Raw genomic sequence first — 17,646 nt, forward strand, 5'->3', positions numbered from 1 at the left:
AAGGAGCAACGCATGAGCGGTCCGGTCACCTACAGGCTTAACGACACGGTCGCGGTCATCAGGATGGACGACGGCAAGGTCAACGCGCTGGGCCCCACCATGCAGGCGGCGATCAACGAGGCGATCGACCGGGCCGACAGCGACAACGCCGGCGCGCTGGTGCTCACCGGAAACGAGCGGGTATTCAGCGGCGGGTTCGACCTGAAGATCCTGACCTCGGGCGAGGCGCAGCCCGCGATCGACATGCTCAGGGGCGGCTTCGAGTTGTCGTACCGGCTGTTGTCCTACCCGAAGCCGGTCGTGATCGCCTGCACCGGGCACGCCATCGCGATGGGCTCGTTCCTGTTGGCTTCCGGTGATCACCGGATCGCCGCGCACGCCTACAACATCCAGGCCAATGAGGTCGCGATCGGCATGACCATCCCCTACGCCGCGCTAGAGATCATGAAGCTGCGGCTGACGCGTTCGGCGTATCAGCAAGCCACCGGGCTGGCCAAGACCTTCTTCGGTGAAACCGCCCTTGCCGCAGGCTTTGTCGACGAGATCGTGATGCCCGAGATGGTGGTTAGCCGCGCCGAGGAAGCCGCGAAAGAATTCGCCGGCCTACACCAACACGCCCACGCCGCAACGAAATTGCGCGCTCGCGCCGACACGCTCAAGGCGCTGCGCGCCGGAATCGACGGTATAGAAGCCGAATTCGGCATGTAGGGAGGAGGCGATGCGGCTGCCCGGGCAACCGCCTCCCCTCCTGTCGCCTCCTCCACCGCAGAGTGTGGCACGACGGCGACCGGCCGTCACTTCACCCTGAGACCACCGCCTCAGACGGCCCAGCGGAACCGTTTGAGGTACGCCGCCCAGTCCCACGTCAGCAAGAACTCCTGCGCCGCCTCATAGCCCTTCTGATACAGCGCCTCGAGGCGATCCGGGGCGACATCGAAGTCGAGGACGCCCACATCGGTCGATTCGACGGGGATCGCGCGGGCTGCGACCCACGGCTGGTTGAGGTGGGTCTGATCGTGGCCGGTCAGCATCGTGGTGAGCAGGCTTTCCAGTAACGCCGTCTGTTCGAAAAGCCGTAGCGGTTTCAGCGCGGGCATCACCGCGCTGAAACCCTCGTTGAGTCGGGGCAAGACCGTGACCCCGAACGTCGGCCAGCGCGGTACTTTTCCGTCGAAGCGGTCAAACGTGTCGATCGGAAAGTTCGACAGCACACCGCCGTCGACGAGGCTGGACGTCGCCCCGCTGAGGCTGCGCAGCTTGACCGGAGGGTAAAAGAACGGGATCGCCATCGACGCGCGTACGGCGTCGGCGACCAGCTGCTCATCGGGGTCCAGCCCGTAGAGCCGTCGGTAGTCCCACGGCAGCCGCACCAACTGCGCCGCGGTCAAGTCGGCGACGGTAACGACGAGCTTGTGACGCGGCCTCTCGGGCATCGTGCGCTCATCGAGGAGCAGATCTCCGAAGTAGGTGACGCCCAGGTTCTTCAGCTCGCTGCGAATCCAGTCGTGCGCGGCGTCACCCCGAAACATGCTGGTGTCCCTGACAAGTCCCCACGCGGCACCAAGAATCGGGACGCGTCCCGAGTCGCGCCACTTGCTCAGCGGCGCCGACAGCGCGAGCTCCTTGACCTCTTCGCTCGTCAATTGCTCGCCCTTGGACGCGGCCGCCAGGATCGCACCGACCACCGATCCGGCCGACACGCCCGACACCCGCGGGAACGTATAGCCGGCGTCCATCAGGGCGACGATGGCACCCACCAGACCGATGAACTTGACCCCCCCGCCGGAGAGAACGAGATCAGCGGATTTCGACTGCCGGCTCGCCATCAGTCGTCCTGCGCCGAAACCCAGTCGTAGGCAAGGTATTTGCCGTCGAAAGTCACGACGACGCGATCGCCGCCGGGGTGGGGCTTACGCTGCAGGTCGACGCTGAAGTTGATCGCGCTCATGATGCCGTCGCCGAACTGCTCGTGGATGACCTCCTTGATGGCACCGCCGTAAACCTGAAGCGCTTCGTAGAACCGGTAGATGGTGGGGTCGGTCGGCACTCCCCCGTTTGCGAAGGCGGGCTGTCCCCCGCGCATCGGCGGGGCGGCCAGCACCGGTACCGCCGACTCCTCGAGACCCAGCATCCCGACCAGCACCTTGCCCAGCTCCGGCGGAATCGGATGCTGGCCCAGCAGTGCCGACGTGGTCCACAGCAACGGCCGATCGATCGCGTCGGCCAGCTCCTGCCACGTGAGGCCCTTCGTCAGGCGGGCAACGACGATCTGTTCGGTGATCTCGTTTCGGTTCATCAACCCAGCATGCACTAGCAGTTCTTTCGCCACGATCCGCGAAGAAGACTTCATAGCGCAGCAATATGCGGTGCGCCCTGGCGAAACGGTTACGCAAACATCGCGATTGGCCTCATGTGGGAGAGGTAGGCTGCCAGGCGTCGGATCTTTCGCCCCGGGGGATCGGAGGCGCTATGCGGATCGTTGTCGACCTGAACCGCTGTCTGGGGTACGCGCACTGCGTACCGCTGGCCCCGGAGGTGCTCAAGCTCAACGGGGAAGAGGCCCTCGCCTACGACCCCAACCCGGACGACGGTCAGCGTCTCCGGGTGCTGCGGGCGGCGGCCGCCTGCCCGGTGCAGGCCATCATTGTCGACAAGCTCGACGGGCAGTAGTGGCCGGCCGTGAATCCGAACGGCTTCAAGGACAATGGACGCATCGTCATCGTCGGCGCCTCACTGGCCGGACTGCGTGCCGCCGAAGCGCTGCGCGACGAGGGTTTCCGGGGCGAGCTGACCATCATCGGCGACGAACCGGACGAGCCGTACGACCGGCCGCCGTTGTCCAAGCAGGTCCTCAAGGGCTGGGTGGCAGCCGATCACACCAAGCTGCCGCGGCTGCGTGCGGTCGATGCCGACTGGCGACTCGGGGTGGCCGCGACCGCCCTGGACCGGGCCGACCAGGTGGTCCGCCTTGCCGACGGTAGCGAGGTATCGGGTGACAGCCTGCTGATCGCCACGGGTGTGCGGTCGCGGCGATGGCCCAACCCGGATGAGGCCGCGCTGCAAGGCGTCTACACGCTGCGCACCAAAGCCGACGCCGCGCGATTGCAGGCCGCGTTGGCCGCCCGCCCGAGCCGGGTGCTGATCATCGGTTCGGGGTTCATCGGATCGGAGGCCGCCTCGGTGTGCCGCGAACTCGGCCTGGAGGTCACGGTCACCGAGCGGGGTCCGGCACCGCTGAGCGGTCCGCTGGGCGGCGTGATCGGCGCGATCGCTGCCGAGATGCAGCGCGACGCGGGGGTGGATCTGCGCACCGGGGTATCGGTGCTCGCGCTGGACGGGGATGCCGAAGGGCGGGTACGGCGCGCCCGGCTCTCCGACGGCAGCACGCTCGACGTCGACGTGGTGCTGACGTCGCTGGGCTCGATCCGCAACGTCGAGTGGCTCGAGGGCGCCGGGCTGGCGGCCGGGCCCTGGGGCGTGGGGTGCGACGCCGGGTGCCGCGCGTTCGATATCAACGCCGTCGTGACCAACCGCATCTTCGTGGCCGGCGACATCGCCCGGGCACCGCATGTCCTTTACGACTATGAGTTCCTGGCGATGGAGCATTGGGACAACGCCGTGCTGGGCGCGCGGGTCGCGGCACACAACATGGTCTGCGACGAGGTCGATCGCTGGGCGCACCTGCTGGTCCCGCAGTTCTGGTCGGCCCAATTCGGCGTCAACATCAAATCCGTCGGTGTGCCGTCATTCGGCGACGAGATCGTCTTCACCCAGGGCTCGGTCAGGCAGCGCCGGTTCGCCGCGGCCTACGGCCGGCACGGCCGCATCGTCGGTGCGGTCACCTTCAACCATGCGAAATGGATCGACTACTACCGCAACCAGATTGAGCACTCGGGACCGTTCCCGCCGCATCCGCCGGGTTTCGACTTCCCGGAGAACATGCGGGTGATGCCGGCCGACTTCCCCGCGCGCGGCGTGCCGACCGAAACCCCCGACGTGGTGTTGACAGGACACGACCCCAGCGAACGGCGCGCGGAATTCCGGCCCCGGCACCGATGAGTGAGGACCTCTGCATGACTCCCGAGGAAGCCTTCGACGCCGCGATGCGGCACGAAAACCGCGCGAATCCCTATCCGTACTTCGACGAGCTGCGCAAGACGCCGGTGGTGCGAGTGTCGGGCGGCATCTACGCGGTCACCGGGTACGAGGAGCTGATGGCGCTGGCCCACGACCCGCGCGTGAGTTCCGACCTCCGCAAGGGACGCCCGGCGGCCGTCGGCCGCAATCGGCTTGGCGCGCAAGAGCCGGGGGGTGAGATGGGCTCCGAAATCACCGGGGCCTACGGCCGGGAGCCGAGCTTCATCGCGCAGGACCCACCCGACCATGACCGGGCGCGCCGCCAGTGCATGCGATTTTTCGGGCCACCCGATTCGCCGGACCTGATCCCGGGCCAAGAGCGGTTCTGCCAACAGATCGTCAACGAAATGCTCGACAAGGCAACGGGTAAGACCCAAATGGACGCGGTCGACGAGTTCGCTTATCCGCTGCCGGTCAATGTGATCTGCCGAATTGTGGGCATACCCGTCGAGGACGAGCCGCAGTTTCACGCGTGGGTCACCGACATCGCTTCCGGCATCTTCGATCTCGGCCCCGACAACCAAACCGAGGAGGGTCAGGCCCGACGCGCCAAGGGCGAAGCCGCCGACGTCGAACTCAACGAGTACATCGTGGGGCTGGTCGAGAAGGCCGCGAAATCCCCTGGCCCCGGGATGATTTCGCAGTTGGTCCACGACGACGGCCCCGACGGGCAGATGTCGACGAGCGCGATCGTCAACAACACCATCCTGTTGTTCGTCGCCGGACATGACTCAACGGTCAATCTGATCTCGCATTGCATTCTCACCGTGTTGCGCCACCCATGGTCGATCGAATTACTCTGCAACAAACCGGAATTGATCCCCGGTGCCATCGAAGAAGTGCTGCGACTGCAGTCATCGGTGCAATTCTTCCCGACGCGTTCGGCGCTGGCCGACATCGACATCGCCGGCACGACCATTCCCAAAGGCGCGCCCATCTATCTCATGTACGGTGCCGCCAACCGGGACCCGCGCCGCTTCGCGGACCCCGACACCTTCGACCCGCGGCGTGCCGACAACGAGCACGTGGGTTGGGGCCGCGGCATTCACGTGTGTTTCGGTGGCCCGCTGGCCCGGCTGGAGGTCAACACCGCGTTCGAGGCTTTCCTGCGCCGGGTGAAAGGCCCACGGCTGGTTGAAGATCCACCGCCTTACCGCATCAGTCAGGTGTTCCGCGGCCCACGGCACCTGCTCGTCGACTACGACGAAATCCTGAGCCGGTAATCAGCCCGGCTTGGTCGCGGTGACCAAACGCGTTGCGAACCAGGGGCCGCCGTACCACATTCGCCATCCGAGGTTGCGCCGCCGCACGTCGTGCCAGCCCAGTCGACGCAAGTAGCCGGCGTGGCGGTTCGTTTCCCAGAGGTCGGCGATCGCGAGTCGACCACCGGGGCGTAGCACCCGAATCGCTTCTTGCAGAGCCTCTCGCCGACCCTCGTGGGTCGCGATGTTGTGGATGGCCAAACTGCTGACGATCGCGTCGACGCTGCCGTCGGCCAACGGCAACGCGGTCATGTCGGCGGTCTGCACCTCGACGCGGTCGGCGACGCTTTCCAGATCCGCGTTGGACAGCGTCGACTGCTGCGAATTCTTGGTCTGGTCTGCGCGCCACAGGTCGACGCCGATCGCGCGGCCGCGCGGCACCCGCTTGGCCGCGGCCAGCAACACCGCGCCGCGCCCGCAACCGAGATCAAGCACGGTTTCGTCGCCTTGCAGCCTCAGCTCGTCGAAGATCCGGTCCCACACCACGAATTTGCCGCGCCGGGTGGCGTAGATATACGAGCCGGCCGTCGCGAGCACCTGGACCGCCGAGGCGGCGCCGAGCGCCGCCGCCAACCGGTTGCCGCGAGCCAGTGCGACACCGGCGCCCGCGAACAGGACCGCGGAAACGCCGGCTATGCACGCTATCTGCGCCGCGGGCGAGACGGTGTGGAAGGACCCGTCATATCCGTATTCGCCTCGGTGCTCGCGCGTCAGGCCCTTGTCTGTCACGTGGCCCCCCTCACCAGCGTCCGCGGTGGACGACTTCGTCGAGCGGGCGGCGGTCCGGCTTGCGGATCGGGGTCAGCGGGCGATCGGCCGGATATCCGACACCGAGCATGAACGCCACCAGATGATCGTCCGGAACACCCAGGATCGAGCGCGCCTTCTCCTGATCCCCCACCGAGGAATGGCCGGTGCCGATGCCCAGGTCGGTGGCCGCGATCATCATCGCCATCGTCGCCTGGCCGACGTCGTAGTTATCGGTCACCAGCCGGCGCTCGTCCGGCGGCACCGGCACCACCAACACGATCGCGGCCGGGGCCGAAGCGATGTGACCGGCGCCGCGCCAGACGGTGGACAGCTCCTTTAGCTGAGCCGGGTCGGTGACGATCACAAAGTCCCACGGCTGGCGGTTTTTCGCCGACGGTGCCCGCCACCCGGCCTCAACGATCCTGTTCAGGTCGTCGTCCGACACCGGTTGCGGCTGGTACTGCCGAACGTTGCGTCGCGCACAGATTGCGTCCCAGGTTTCCATCTCGTTCCTCTCATCAGCGCGCGCCCATGCCGCGAATGCCGTTGTGCTGTGGCCTTTTCAAGCCCTTTCTCAGGCTAGCCACACCGGATTCGTCAACGCGACCATTGCGCCGAGCCGGCCCCGCCGCCCGTCGCGTACCTCGAGCCTGGCAAAGCGCGCGGACGCGGCGTCGAGCTTCCACTGCAGCCTGCTTCCCGCCGAGGCTACCGTCGCGCGGCCGGCGCAACCCGCCGCGGTGATCAGGGCGGCGGTGGTGCCGGGGGCGCCGCTGACGACCGCGGTGACCGTCACCGCGTCGCCGGTTCGCACCCGCAGCTGCTGCCCGGGCCCGGCCACCTCGCCGCTCGGGCAGGACGCGGCCAGCTCGCACGCGACATCGCGTGATCCCGCGATGTACGAGCGGCCGCGGCGCAGCCCGTCGATGATCGCCGACATGGACAGCTCGTCGGCGTGCACGGCCGTCTGCGGGGCGCCGACCACTTGCCGTTTGGCGTGCGAGTCGCTACCGCCGACTGCAACGATCCGTCGGCCCTGCCTCAAGAGCCGCTGCCAAATGCGAAGGGACACTTCATCATCGACGTTCCATCGGCCGTTCCATACCTCCAGCGCGTCCACGTCGGCATAGCCGAATTCCCACGCCGAGCCCGGCAGCGGCGCGGCGGGGTGGGCGGCGACCACCAAGCCGCCGGCTTGGCGTACCTCGGCGGCGAAGCGCGGGAACACCCCATCGCTGGGACCGTAGCGCCAGTCGACCCAACCGCCCGGGGGCAGGCCGGCCGCGAGCCAGTGTCCATGCCGCGTGGTGACCTCAACGCCGGGAATCACCAACAGCGATCCGGTGCGGCAGGTGGGCCATACCCGGTTGGCTGAATTGGTGTTGTGCTCGGTGGAGACGATGAAGTCGAGCCCGCCGGCGTGCGCGGCCGACACCAGTTCACCGGGATCGCGCTCGCCGTCGGAGTGCTCGGTATGCAGATGCAGATCACCGCGGTACCAGCGCGCTCCGACGGAGGCGGGGGTGAACGCCGCCGATGCGTTCGGCGTCGCCGGCGGCCGAGCGGGCGGCTCGGAGTCCAATGTGACCCGCACCTGCCAGGCCATCCCCCACGGGCTGAGGACCACCGGGCCCAGCGCCACCGCCCACACGCCCGGTTCGATCGGGCCGGCCAGGTAACCGGGCGTGGCATAGGAGCTGGAGATCATGAACTCGTCGCGAGCCCCGCCCGACCAGCCCCTGAATCCGGCGGCATTGCCCAATTCGTGGCCGGCCGCGCCAAACATCCCCAGGTCCAACACATTTCGCGTTAGCCCGCCCATACCGGCGTCGTGGGAGGTGGTCACCCGAATTTGTTGCACTCCCGGTGGTACCTCAAACGGCAGGTAGGCCCAGCGGTAGATACCAAATCCGAACCGTCCAGAAAACGTTATTTCGATTGCCTTGCCGTCGCGTTGCCCGGTGATGGCACCGGGCGCGACCCTGGCAATGCTCATGGCTTTCTCCCGTCGGCACCTCGCCATTTCCGAGCTGTTCCGAGCCATTCCGATAAAGGCGTCGGCTACGCCCACAGCATTCGCCATGAAGGTCTAACCAGCCGTTACATCGACACGAACAACCGCTGTAGGGCTGGTGAGATCGCGCTACGAATTACGTCACCGAGCGCTGGGCGGCCACGAACAAGTTCCCGGGCACGTCGTTCTCGACCTCTTGCGCCGGCCTGCGGCCATAGCCGGCCATCAGGTCCAGCGACGGCGTCACCGTCACATCCCAGCCATGCCGGCCGAACCACTCGCCCACGTCTTCGCGCTCCTCGAAGTACCACAATTCGTCGGTGCTGGGGACCTGGCGCTGCGGGTCCACTTTCGCGAACACCGCGCGGACGCGATCCATCCGCGCCCGCCGACGCGTCCGGGCCTCGGGATCGAGAAACTTCGGCCCCAACGCCTCCACACCGACCCGGCTGCCCGGGACGGTCAGCGCCTGCACGCGTTCGAACAACAGCTCCTGGGCCGCGGCCGGCAGATAGGGCATCAACCCCTCGGCCGACCAGACGCTCGGCCTTGAGGCGTCAAAACCGGCCTCCCGCAACGCCGTCGGCCAATCCTGGCGCAAGTCCACCGGGACCGCGACCCGGTTGCAGGCAGGTTCGGCCCCGTGCTCGGCCAACGTCGACGCCTTGAAATCCAGCACCCTGGGCTGGTCGAGCTCGTAGACAGTGATGCCGTCCGGCCATGGCAACCGCCAGGACCGCGAGTCCAGGCCCGCCGCCAGGATCACGGCCTGGGAAATACCCGCCGTTGCCGCATCTATAAAGAACGCATCGAAAAAGGCGGTTCGGGAGGCCATGTAGCCGACCATCGCCTTCATCTGCTGTGCCAGATTGGGTTCGGTTTCCAGCAGCTCGTCGGGCAGCTGTCCGGCGGAGTACCAGTTCCACACTCCGTCGCCCGCAGCGTCGAGGAACACTCGCGCGAACGGGTCGCGGATCAGGGGATTGTCGCTCTCGGTCTCCGCCGCGCGGGACGCCGCGACGCCCAGCGCCGTCGCCCCCACGCTCTCGGTGATCTCCCAGCTGTCGTTATCGGTCCTGGCCACGCTCACGTCCTCCCGGTTGACACCCGCTTTCGGCGACCCTACGCGAGCAAGCTGTCCGCAGGCTGTGCCGGGCTTTCGCGCCCGCTACCGTTTACCCGCAGGTGAACAAGCTGACCCTCAGGTTCATGCGCGCTTGCCCGGAGGTATCCGGTTAAGTTGTCGGCGGGCGGCTAACGTGGCCCCGATCCGAAGGATCCTGACATGCGAGTTGACGGGCGCGACATCAGCGTCTCTGGCAGCTTGCTGCAACCGGTCAACCGGCGCACCAATGACATTCTGCGGCTGATCCTGGCCACCGCGTTTCTCGCGGCGGTGATCACCGGTTCGCTGGTTACCCGCAGCCGCTGGATTCGGCTGGAGAAATCCGTCTCGCGGATTGTCGGGGTTTTAACACCGACCCAAGCCGATGTGGTGTACCTGGTGTACGGATTCGCGATTCTGGCGCTGCCGTTCATGATCCTGATCGGCTTGATCGTCGCCCGGCAATGGAAACTGTTGGGCGCCTACGGTGCCGCCGCGATTCTCGCCGCACTGCCCTTGTCGATCAGCAGCAACCGGCTCGCCGCACCCCGCTGGCACTTCGATGTCTCCGACCGGCTGAGCACCCTGCCGGCGCAATTCCTCGACGATCCGCGCTGGATCGCGATGCTGGCCGCGGTGCTGACGGTTTCCGGTCCCTGGCTACCCGCGCGCTGGCGGCACTGGTGGTGGGCACTGCTGCTCGCGTTCGTGCCGATTCACCTCGTCATCAGCGCCATCGTCCCGGCCCGCTCCCTGCTGGGGTTGGCAGTGGGATGGTTCGTCGGCGCGTTGGTGGTGCTGGCCGTCGGCACGCCTGCGCTGGAAGTGCCGTTGGTAGGCGCGGTCCGCGCGATGGCCAAGCGCGGGTTCGTCGTGTCGCGGCTGATGGTGGTCCGCCCCGCCGGGCCGGGTCCGCTGGTGCTGTCGACCGATTCCGGGGATCCGGATTCGACGGCGGCGATCGAGTTGTATGGCCCGCACCAACGCAGCGGTGGCGCACTGCGCGAACTGTGGCGCAAGCTGCGGCTGCGTGACGCGGAGGCCGCGCCCTTCCAAGCCTCGATGAGCCGCGCTGTCGAGCATCGCGCGTTGATGGCCATCGCGATCGGCGAGGCGGGTGTGGCGAACACGTCGACGATCGCTTTTGCGGCCCTGGACCGGGGCTGGACGTTGTACGCGCACAGACCCGTTCGGGGTACCGCCCTCGACGAATGCACCAAGACCACGCCGGTGGCGCGGGTATGGGAATCACTGCGAAAGTTGCACGAGTATCAGATCTCGCACGGCGACCTGCGCTGCCATGAGATCACCGTCGAGGACGGCACTGTGCTGTTCGGCGGGTTCGGCAACGCCGAATACGGTGCCACCGACGCACAGCTCCAGTCCGACCTGGCCCAGCTGCTGGTGACGACGACGGCGCTGTACGACGCGAAGTCGGCGGTGCGGGCGGCGATCGATACCTTCGGTAAGGACGCCATCTTGACCGCGTCCCGTCGTCTCACCAAATCCGCTGTGCCCAAACGAGTGCGGAAGTCGGTCGGCGATGCGGCCGCCGTCATCTCGGCGGCTCGCGCCGAAGTCAAGTCCCAGACCGGTGCGGATCAGATCAAGAAGGAAACCATCACCCGGTTCACCCGCAGCCAGGTCGTCCAGCTGGTCCTGCTCGGCGCGCTGGTGTATGTCGCATACCCCTTCATCAGCACCGTGCCGACCTTCTTTTCCGAACTGCGAACCGCGAACTGGTGGTGGGCGCTGCTGGGACTGTTCATCTCGGCCTCGACGTATGTGGGTGCAGCCGCGGCGTTGTGGGCGTGCACGGACGGCACGGTGAACTTCTGGAAGCTGTCAATAGCGCAGGTAGCCAACACCTTTGCCGCGACTACCACCCCGGCCGGGGTCGGCGGCCTGGCGCTGAGTACCCGGATCTTGCAGAAGGGCGGCCTGTCCGTGATGCGGGCCACCGCCGCGGTGGCCTTGCAGCAATCGGTGCAAGTGATCATGCACCTGGTGTTGCTGATTTTGTTCAGCACCGTGGCGGGCGCGTCGATGGACCTTTCACATTTCGTTCCGGGTGCCACGGTGCTCTATCTGCTCGCGGGCGTGGCGCTGGGCATCATCGGGACGTTCTTGTTCGTACCCAAGCTCCGGAGCTGGCTGTCGACGGCGGTGCGCCCGCGACTGCAGGAGGTGGCCAAGGATCTCGTCGAGCTGGTCCGTGAACCGCGTCGACTCTCGCTGATCGTAATAGGTTGTGCTGGAACAACTCTCGGCGCAGCGCTGGCGCTGTGGACCAGCGTGCAGGCCTTCGGTGGCGGAGCGACGTTCGTCACCTGCACCGTCGTGACGATGGTCGGCGGCACGCTGGCTTCGGCCGCCCCGACACCCGGCGGAGTGGGCGCCGTCGAGGCGGCCTTGATCGGTGGGTTGGCTGCCTTCGGTGTACCGGCCGCCGTCGGGGTGCCGTCGGTGCTGCTGTACCGGGTGCTGACCTGCTGGTTGCCGGTGTTCATCGGCTGGCCGGTGATGCGCTGGCTCGCCGACAACGACATGGTGTAGCGATACGCTCAGAATTCGTCGCTATCGGCGTGCACCATGACGAGTACCATTGCCCGCCGGACACTTTCGCCCGCTATGGCGGTGAGATAGACGAGGTAATAGCCCTCGGGCACCGACCGCGCCACCGCGATGGGAACGGTAACCGCGGATGACCCGTCGGAGGCGAACTGGCCCGACACCGTCGTAGTAGTGATCCCGTCGGTAGCCGACACCCCGGCGAGGCTGTAGCCGCCGACATCGTCGGCCATTCGTTGGGCGTCGACTTTGACGCCGGCCGTCCCTCCGGGTGCAATCGCGACAATCGGACGCGACACACTGAGAGTCATCGCAGAACCGCCCACACCGAACGACGGTGGCGCCGAATACTTATCGACACCCCAGCCCATGTTCGGGTGGGCGGCCAACGAGAACATGAGATCGCCACCGGTACGGATGATCGAATCGGGAAGAAAGGTGTGGTCGGTGGGCTTGCCGTCGACGGTCAGGCTGCTGATGTATTTCAGGTGGTTTGGTCCGGATGCCCCCGGCGCGGATATCCGAATGGAATTGCCTGCCGGAAGCCTGATGACCGCGCGATCGAAGAGCGGGGCGTTGAGCATGAGGGTCGACGTACCGGGCGTTCCCGGATACAGGCCGAGCGCTGCCCAGACATACCAGCTGGAGAGCGCGCCCAGATCGTCGTTGCCCGGCGCACCGTCCGGCGTAGGCCCGAATAGCCCGCGCACCCGGTCGACGGTGAGCTGGGTCTTCCACGGCTGACCGACGTAGTTGTAGAGCCACGGCACCCCGAAGCCGGGCTCATTGCCGGCCCACAGGTACGGCTCGTTGGGACCCTCGTTGAGTTTCTTGGTGAAGCGGTCGAGTCGGCTCACCACTGCCTGGCGGCCGCCCAGCGCTGTCACCAGGCCGGCGACGTTGTGCGGCACCCACCAAACGTATTGCTCGGCATTGCCCTCGTCGTATCCGATCTGACCGAAAGTTGAAGGCGAATCCACGAATCCGGGACCTTCGCTGAAGAATCCCATCGGGTCCCGGGGAGAAACGTAGCGGGTGGTCGGATTGAAAAGGTTCTGCCAGTACTGCGACCGATTCTGGAATTGGGCCGCGACCGCGGCGTCTCCGAGCGAGTCGGCGAATCGGGAGATGGCAAAGTCATCGACCGACCATTCGAGCGTGATGGACGCGTCGGCGATCCACCCGTCGGTGCGAAACTCGTACGTGAACGGCGCATAACCGAGCTCCAAGTACGTGGAGATGCCCGGTCGTTCCACGTAGCCATTCAGACCGATACCGCCGTTGGTCGCCGCATTCACCATGTAGCGCAACGCCGTTCGAGTATCGAAGTCTCTTGCTCCGTAGGTGTAAAGATTGACGATGAGCGGTACCACGTTGTCTCCACTCATCTCGCCGGTCGCCGCGTTCGCAAAGGACCAACGTGGAAGCGATCCGCTTTGTTCGGCGTCGTTGACGAGTGACTGCGCCATGTCGCTGGCTTCCTTCGGAAAGAGCAGTCCGTGCAGGGGCGCCAGGCTGCGGTAGGTGTCCCAGTCGGAGAAGTTCGCATACTGCGTGTGTCCCTCGGCGACCTGATGGATGGCGCCATCGAATCCGATGTAGCGTCCGTCCGCGTCGTTGAAGGTGTTGGGGTTCAACAGAGATCGGTAGAGGGACGTATAGAACGTGTCGATGTTGGCAGTATTGCGCCCGGCCACGGCAATGCGCGACAAAGTCGCGTTCCACTGCGAGGTTGCAGAGGCCCGCGCTTCGTCGAAGCTCGCCCCTTCGGCAGCCAGGTTGGCGCGCGCCCCGTCGACGCCGACGTAGGAGATCGCGGTGCGAACCTCGACCGCCGACCCGGTCGGAAACTCGACGTAACCTCCGCTAAAAGGCGAAACGGCAACGCGGGAACCGGCGGAGACCGAATAGCCGTCCCAGGTACCGTAGGAGGTGAACGGCTTGCTGAATTGCATCGCGAAATACACTGTGTACGTGTTGTTTTTGCCGCAGAATCCACCGCTGGTCGCCCATCCGGTGATCGTGGTGTTGTCTTCTCCGATTTGGATAGCGGCGCGGGAATTGCCCGCCAACGAAGCGCCGGAGCGCACATGGAACACGGCCGGCCGTCCGTTGTGCGGGTAGCTGAACCGACCGACGCCGGTGCGGGTGGTGGCGGTCAGTTCCGCCGTCACTTCGGTGTCGGGGAATCGCACTGCGTAGTAACCCGGCTCGCCCTGCTCCGTGTCATCGTGGGCGATCCGTTCCCAGGCGTCCCACGGTTGCGAGCGGGGCGGCGTGGTAGTCGGCAACATTGAGATATCGCCGAATGCCGCACAGCCCACCGACGCGTGCGTCATGCTGAAGCCCGTCGAGCGCGCATTGTGGTAGTTGTAGCCGGCGTAGTTGTCGACGGTGTCGGGCGAGTACTGCACCATCCCGAAGGGCACCGAGGCGCCGGGAAAGTCGTTGATCTCTCCCACCGTCTCGCCCCCCGTGCCCGTTCCGATGAGCGTGTCGACATGCTCGACTGGATTCGCGACGAACGCCGGTTCACCGTCGTAAGCAATGGGCGGGGCGGCCGCGACGAACGTCATGAAGACAGCCGTCACCGCAACGAGTGCGATGAGGATCCTTCGCGGCTTCATAGCTGTCTCTTACTGCATAACCGGGCCTTAGCGTGCGCGTTTTGCAAATGGATGTCGACAACCGGCGACGGGGCGCACGCTCAGCGAGCCCCTATGGTGAGGCGATATCACGTCCCGGCTCGCTATCGCCTGTGGCTGCGAGGGCCCGAACCAGGGTGGTCGCGCCGCACATTCCGCTGGCCCAGCTCGCGTCGATCCTGCGCGGAAAAGGCTGCTCAACGTAGCGGTTGGCCTTACGGTGGGTGCATGGCAGAAGAGTCGTACGCGATCGACGCCGGGCACCCGCCTTCGTTCCTGCTCAAGCTCATCAACCCGATGCTGGGCTTTCTGCTGCGCACCCCGCTGGCCGGCCCGGCCCGCAAGCAGCTGATGGTGCTGAGCTTCACCGGGCGAAAGACGGGACGCCCGTTCACACTTCCGGTGAGCGCCCATCTGATCGACAACGACCTGTACGCGCTGACCGGTGCGCCGTGGAAGCAGAACTTTCGCGGCGGTGCACCGGCCCAGGTCGTCTACGACGGCAAGTCGACCGCGATGAACGGCGAGCTGATCCGGGACCGCGCGATCGTCTCCGATCTCTACAAGCGCTGCGCCGACGCGTATGGCCCGCGGCGTGCGCAAACCATGATCGGGCTGAAGTTCCGCGACCAGCGGATCCCGACGCTTGAAGAGTTCGGCGAGGCAGTCGACCGCATGCACCTCGGCGCGGTCCGGCTTACCCCGGCGTAGTCCTGACTGCGACTGTCCAACGACGGCTGCGACTGTGCAACGACGGCGTTGAGTGTGCAACGACGCCGTTGAGTGTGCGCCAGGGGCGAGAAATGGGCTGAATTTCCGCCCAGGACGCGCACTCGAGGCGCTCAGCCGGGCCCCGCACCCGCGGCCGCACGGGTGCGGGTGATCGTCGGCAGCTCGAACCCCGCTTCCGACACCGCCCGTCGCACCGCCTCACCGACGGTCTGCGCCCGATCGGTTGGCACCAAGGCGATCACACAACCCCCGAAGCCGCCGCCGGTCATCCGGGCGCCCAGGGCACCCGCGCGCACCGCGGTGTCGGCGATCAGATCGAGGTGCTCGGTGGTGATTTCGAAATCGTCGCGCATCGATGCGTGCGAGTCGGTCATCAGCCGTCCGGCCGCAGTGAAGTCCGAATCACGCAGCGCGGCAACGAAATCGAGAACTCGCCGGTTCTCGGTCAACACATGACGAGCCCGACGCATGTCGACCGGATCGCTCACCCCGGCCAGCGCCGTGGGCCCACGGTGTTGAACCTCGCGCAGTGACGACACCGCGAGCTCGGCGGCCGCCCGCTCGCACGACGCGCGCCGAGCGGCATACTCGCCGCCGGCATGCCGGTGCCGCGCCCGGGAGTCGATCAGGAGAAGCGCGACGCCGCGGGCGTCGGGGTCGAAGGCCACCGTCTCGACGGTGACATCGCGAAAGTCGATCAGCAGCGCGGTCGACGGTCCTCCGAACACCGCGGACAGTTGATCGAGCAAACCTGTTGGGGCGCCGACATATTCATTCTCGGCACGCTGAGCCAGCCGCGCTTGGACTTTTCTGTCGAGGCAGACGCCGGCTGCGGTGCTGATAGCGCCCAGCACCGCACACTCCAGCGCAGCCGACGACGACAGGCCGGACCCCATCTCCACGTCGCTGGTGATCGACATCGCCCCACCCGGCACCGGATGGCCGGCCTGGCGCAGCGCCCACATCACCCCGGCCACATAACTCGCCCAGCCGTCCAGATCGCCCGGAACCGTGGCCAGCGGAATGCGCACCGCGGCGTCCGCGCGGTCGCTGGTCACGGTGATCGCATCGCCGCGGTCGGGGGTAAAGGTCACGACGGTGCGCTGCGGGAGCGCGATCGGCAGCGCGAATCCGAGGTTGTAATCGGTGTGCTCCCCGATCAGGTTAATCCGGCCGGGAGCCGCGTAACGGACGGTCATGCGAGTTCGCGCAATCGCTGGGCCACGCTTTCGGGCATGACGTCGCCGATGAACGCGCCCATCGCCGATTCCGAAGCCGCCAGGTACTTGAGCTTGGTGGCGCTGCGCCTGATCGACATCAACTCGACGTGGAAGTAGCCGTCCGCCTGTGCATCGGTGTCGGCATACTGATGCAGCGCCGAAATGTAGGGCAGCGGACCCGAATACATCCGGTCGAACCGCCCCAGCACGTCGAGGTACAGCCGTGCGAACGCGTCGAGTTCGTCGTCGGTCAATTCGAGCAGGTTGCGAACAAACCTGTTCGGGTAGATGTGCACCTCGACCGGCCAGCGTGCCGCGAATGGCACGAACGCCGTGAACAGCTCGGTGCGCGCGACGATGCGGCTGCCGTCGGCGACCTCACGCGCCAGCAGGGCGGCAAAGAGGTTGTCGCCGTGATGCTTTCGATGTTCGTGTGCCTGCTCCAGCATCGTGGCAGTGCGCGGCGTCAGATACGGGTAGCCGTAGATCTGACCATGTGGGTGGCTCAGGGTGACCCCGATTTCCTCGCCACGATTTTCGAAGCAGAAGACCTGCTCGATACCCGGGGTGGCCAACATGTCGGCGGTGCGGTGCCGCCAGGCGTCGACCACCAGCCGAGCGTGCGCGGGCGACAGCTCCGCGAACGAACCGGTGTGGTCACTGGAAAAGCAGATCACCTCGGTGCGGCCGTGGCCGGGTGCGCAGACGAAGCCGTCGCCGCCGGGTGCGCCCAACGGCCGGCCGGCGCCGGACAGGCTGGGGAACCGGTTCTCGAAGACGACGACGTCGTAGTCCGGCGCGGGCACCTCGCTGGTCAGTCCGGTGGGTCCCGGACACAGCGGGCACTGGTCGGCGGGCGGCTTGTAGGTGCGGTCTTGTCGCAGCGCGGCGATGATCACCCACTGCCCGGTCGAGCGGTCGAACCGCAACTGCGACTGGTCGGGGCTGCGCTCGGGCAAGGGTCTGCGATCGGCGACCGGCTCAGGCGAGTGCCCCGGCAATGCGAAGAACAACAGGTCACGGCCGTCGGCCAGTTTCGCCCGCGTCGGCGCTGTCACGAGTTCGAAGACTAGCCTGGTCGGCAGCAGTCAGGCAGTGGCGCTGCCCATAGGGCGGGCAGAACAGAGGCGGTAGCGGGTGTCGGGTGGGCGCGAGGTGGACGAGCGCGGCCTCGGCGATACCCGAAAGCTCGACGCCGCCGGCAGGCTGC

At 66.5% G+C, this 17,646-nt stretch carries 15 protein-coding genes; 6 read left to right on the forward strand and 9 right to left on the reverse strand.

Annotated elements, in window-relative coordinates; all coding sequences use genetic code 11:
• Positions 1-12 precede the first annotated feature (12 nt).
• On the forward strand, positions 13-708 hold the full coding sequence (locus tag SKC41_RS03065) for a crotonase/enoyl-CoA hydratase family protein (RefSeq protein ID WP_330976259.1): 696 nt from the start codon (positions 13-15) through the stop codon (positions 706-708).
• Between the two features lie 110 nt (positions 709-818).
• Here SKC41_RS03065 and SKC41_RS03070 read toward each other — a convergent pair whose 3' ends face one another.
• Entirely contained in the window at positions 819-1,826 is a 1,008-nt protein-coding gene (locus SKC41_RS03070) for a patatin-like phospholipase family protein (protein ID WP_330976260.1), read from the reverse strand.
• Positions 1,826-2,296 (reverse strand): cyanase, encoded by a 471-nt coding sequence (gene cynS, locus SKC41_RS03075; protein WP_330976261.1) that lies wholly within the window; start codon positions 2,294-2,296, stop codon positions 1,826-1,828. The genes SKC41_RS03070 and cynS overlap by 1 nt, the downstream gene beginning before the upstream one ends.
• A gap of 173 nt (positions 2,297-2,469) precedes the next feature.
• Between cynS and SKC41_RS03080 the strand changes: the two genes are divergently transcribed.
• Genes SKC41_RS03080 through SKC41_RS03090 form a run of 3 tightly spaced genes read left to right on the forward strand, consistent with a single transcriptional unit; the run spans position 2,470 to position 5,360 of the window.
• Positions 2,470-2,670, forward strand: coding sequence for a ferredoxin (locus SKC41_RS03080; protein ID WP_330976262.1), 201 nt, complete (start codon positions 2,470-2,472; stop codon positions 2,668-2,670).
• Between the two features lie 9 nt (positions 2,671-2,679).
• Complete coding sequence (locus SKC41_RS03085) at positions 2,680-4,059, forward strand: NAD(P)/FAD-dependent oxidoreductase (protein WP_330976263.1); 1,380 nt, start codon at positions 2,680-2,682, stop codon at positions 4,057-4,059.
• A gap of 14 nt (positions 4,060-4,073) precedes the next feature.
• The gene (locus tag SKC41_RS03090; protein ID WP_330976264.1) at positions 4,074-5,360 is read left to right on the forward strand and encodes a cytochrome P450; all 1,287 of its coding nucleotides are present in this window, start codon (positions 4,074-4,076) and stop codon (positions 5,358-5,360) included.
• On the opposite strand, the gene SKC41_RS03095 is transcribed toward SKC41_RS03090, so the two are convergent.
• The 4 genes from SKC41_RS03095 to SKC41_RS03110 all read right to left on the reverse strand — a co-directional run bounded on the left by SKC41_RS03095 (position 5,361) and on the right by SKC41_RS03110 (position 9,247).
• A complete protein-coding gene (locus SKC41_RS03095; protein WP_330978731.1) occupies positions 5,361-6,044 on the reverse strand; it encodes a class I SAM-dependent methyltransferase in 684 nt (227 codons plus the stop codon).
• A gap of 94 nt (positions 6,045-6,138) precedes the next feature.
• Positions 6,139-6,654 carry a nitroreductase family protein gene (locus SKC41_RS03100; protein WP_330976265.1) on the reverse strand — a complete coding sequence of 172 codons (516 nt, stop codon included), beginning with the start codon at positions 6,652-6,654 and terminating at the stop codon, positions 6,139-6,141.
• 69 nt (positions 6,655-6,723) lie between these two features.
• Positions 6,724-8,145: a CehA/McbA family metallohydrolase gene (locus tag SKC41_RS03105; RefSeq protein ID WP_330976266.1), complete on the reverse strand. Its 1,422-nt coding sequence runs from the start codon at positions 8,143-8,145 to the stop codon at positions 6,724-6,726.
• 154 nt (positions 8,146-8,299) lie between these two features.
• Positions 8,300-9,247 carry a class I SAM-dependent methyltransferase gene (locus tag SKC41_RS03110; protein ID WP_330976267.1) on the reverse strand — a complete coding sequence of 316 codons (948 nt, stop codon included), beginning with the start codon at positions 9,245-9,247 and terminating at the stop codon, positions 8,300-8,302.
• 201 nt (positions 9,248-9,448) lie between these two features.
• Here SKC41_RS03110 and SKC41_RS03115 point away from each other — a divergent pair, with 201 nt between their 5' ends.
• Positions 9,449-11,824, forward strand: coding sequence for a flippase-like domain-containing protein (locus SKC41_RS03115; protein ID WP_330976268.1), 2,376 nt, complete (start codon positions 9,449-9,451; stop codon positions 11,822-11,824).
• Between the two features lie 8 nt (positions 11,825-11,832).
• Here the strand turns inward: SKC41_RS03115 and SKC41_RS03120 are convergent, their stop codons facing one another.
• The gene (locus tag SKC41_RS03120) at positions 11,833-14,466 is read right to left on the reverse strand and encodes a GH92 family glycosyl hydrolase (RefSeq protein WP_330976269.1); all 2,634 of its coding nucleotides are present in this window, start codon (positions 14,464-14,466) and stop codon (positions 11,833-11,835) included.
• Between the two features lie 246 nt (positions 14,467-14,712).
• Between SKC41_RS03120 and SKC41_RS03125 the strand changes: the two genes are divergently transcribed.
• Positions 14,713-15,195 (forward strand): hypothetical protein, encoded by a 483-nt coding sequence (locus SKC41_RS03125; protein WP_330976270.1) that lies wholly within the window; start codon positions 14,713-14,715, stop codon positions 15,193-15,195.
• Between the two features lie 131 nt (positions 15,196-15,326).
• Here the strand turns inward: SKC41_RS03125 and SKC41_RS03130 are convergent, their stop codons facing one another.
• Both SKC41_RS03130 and galT read right to left on the reverse strand, forming a co-directional pair.
• Positions 15,327-16,415: a galactokinase gene (locus SKC41_RS03130; RefSeq protein ID WP_330976271.1), complete on the reverse strand. Its 1,089-nt coding sequence runs from the start codon at positions 16,413-16,415 to the stop codon at positions 15,327-15,329.
• On the reverse strand, positions 16,412-17,524 hold the full coding sequence (gene galT, locus SKC41_RS03135; RefSeq protein ID WP_330978732.1) for a galactose-1-phosphate uridylyltransferase: 1,113 nt from the start codon (positions 17,522-17,524) through the stop codon (positions 16,412-16,414). Before galT ends, SKC41_RS03130 begins: the two co-directional genes overlap by 4 nt.
• Positions 17,525-17,646 lie beyond the last annotated feature (122 nt).

The organism is Mycobacterium sp. 050128, from assembly GCF_036409155.1.
Classification (GTDB): Bacteria; Actinomycetota; Actinomycetes; order Mycobacteriales; family Mycobacteriaceae; genus Mycobacterium.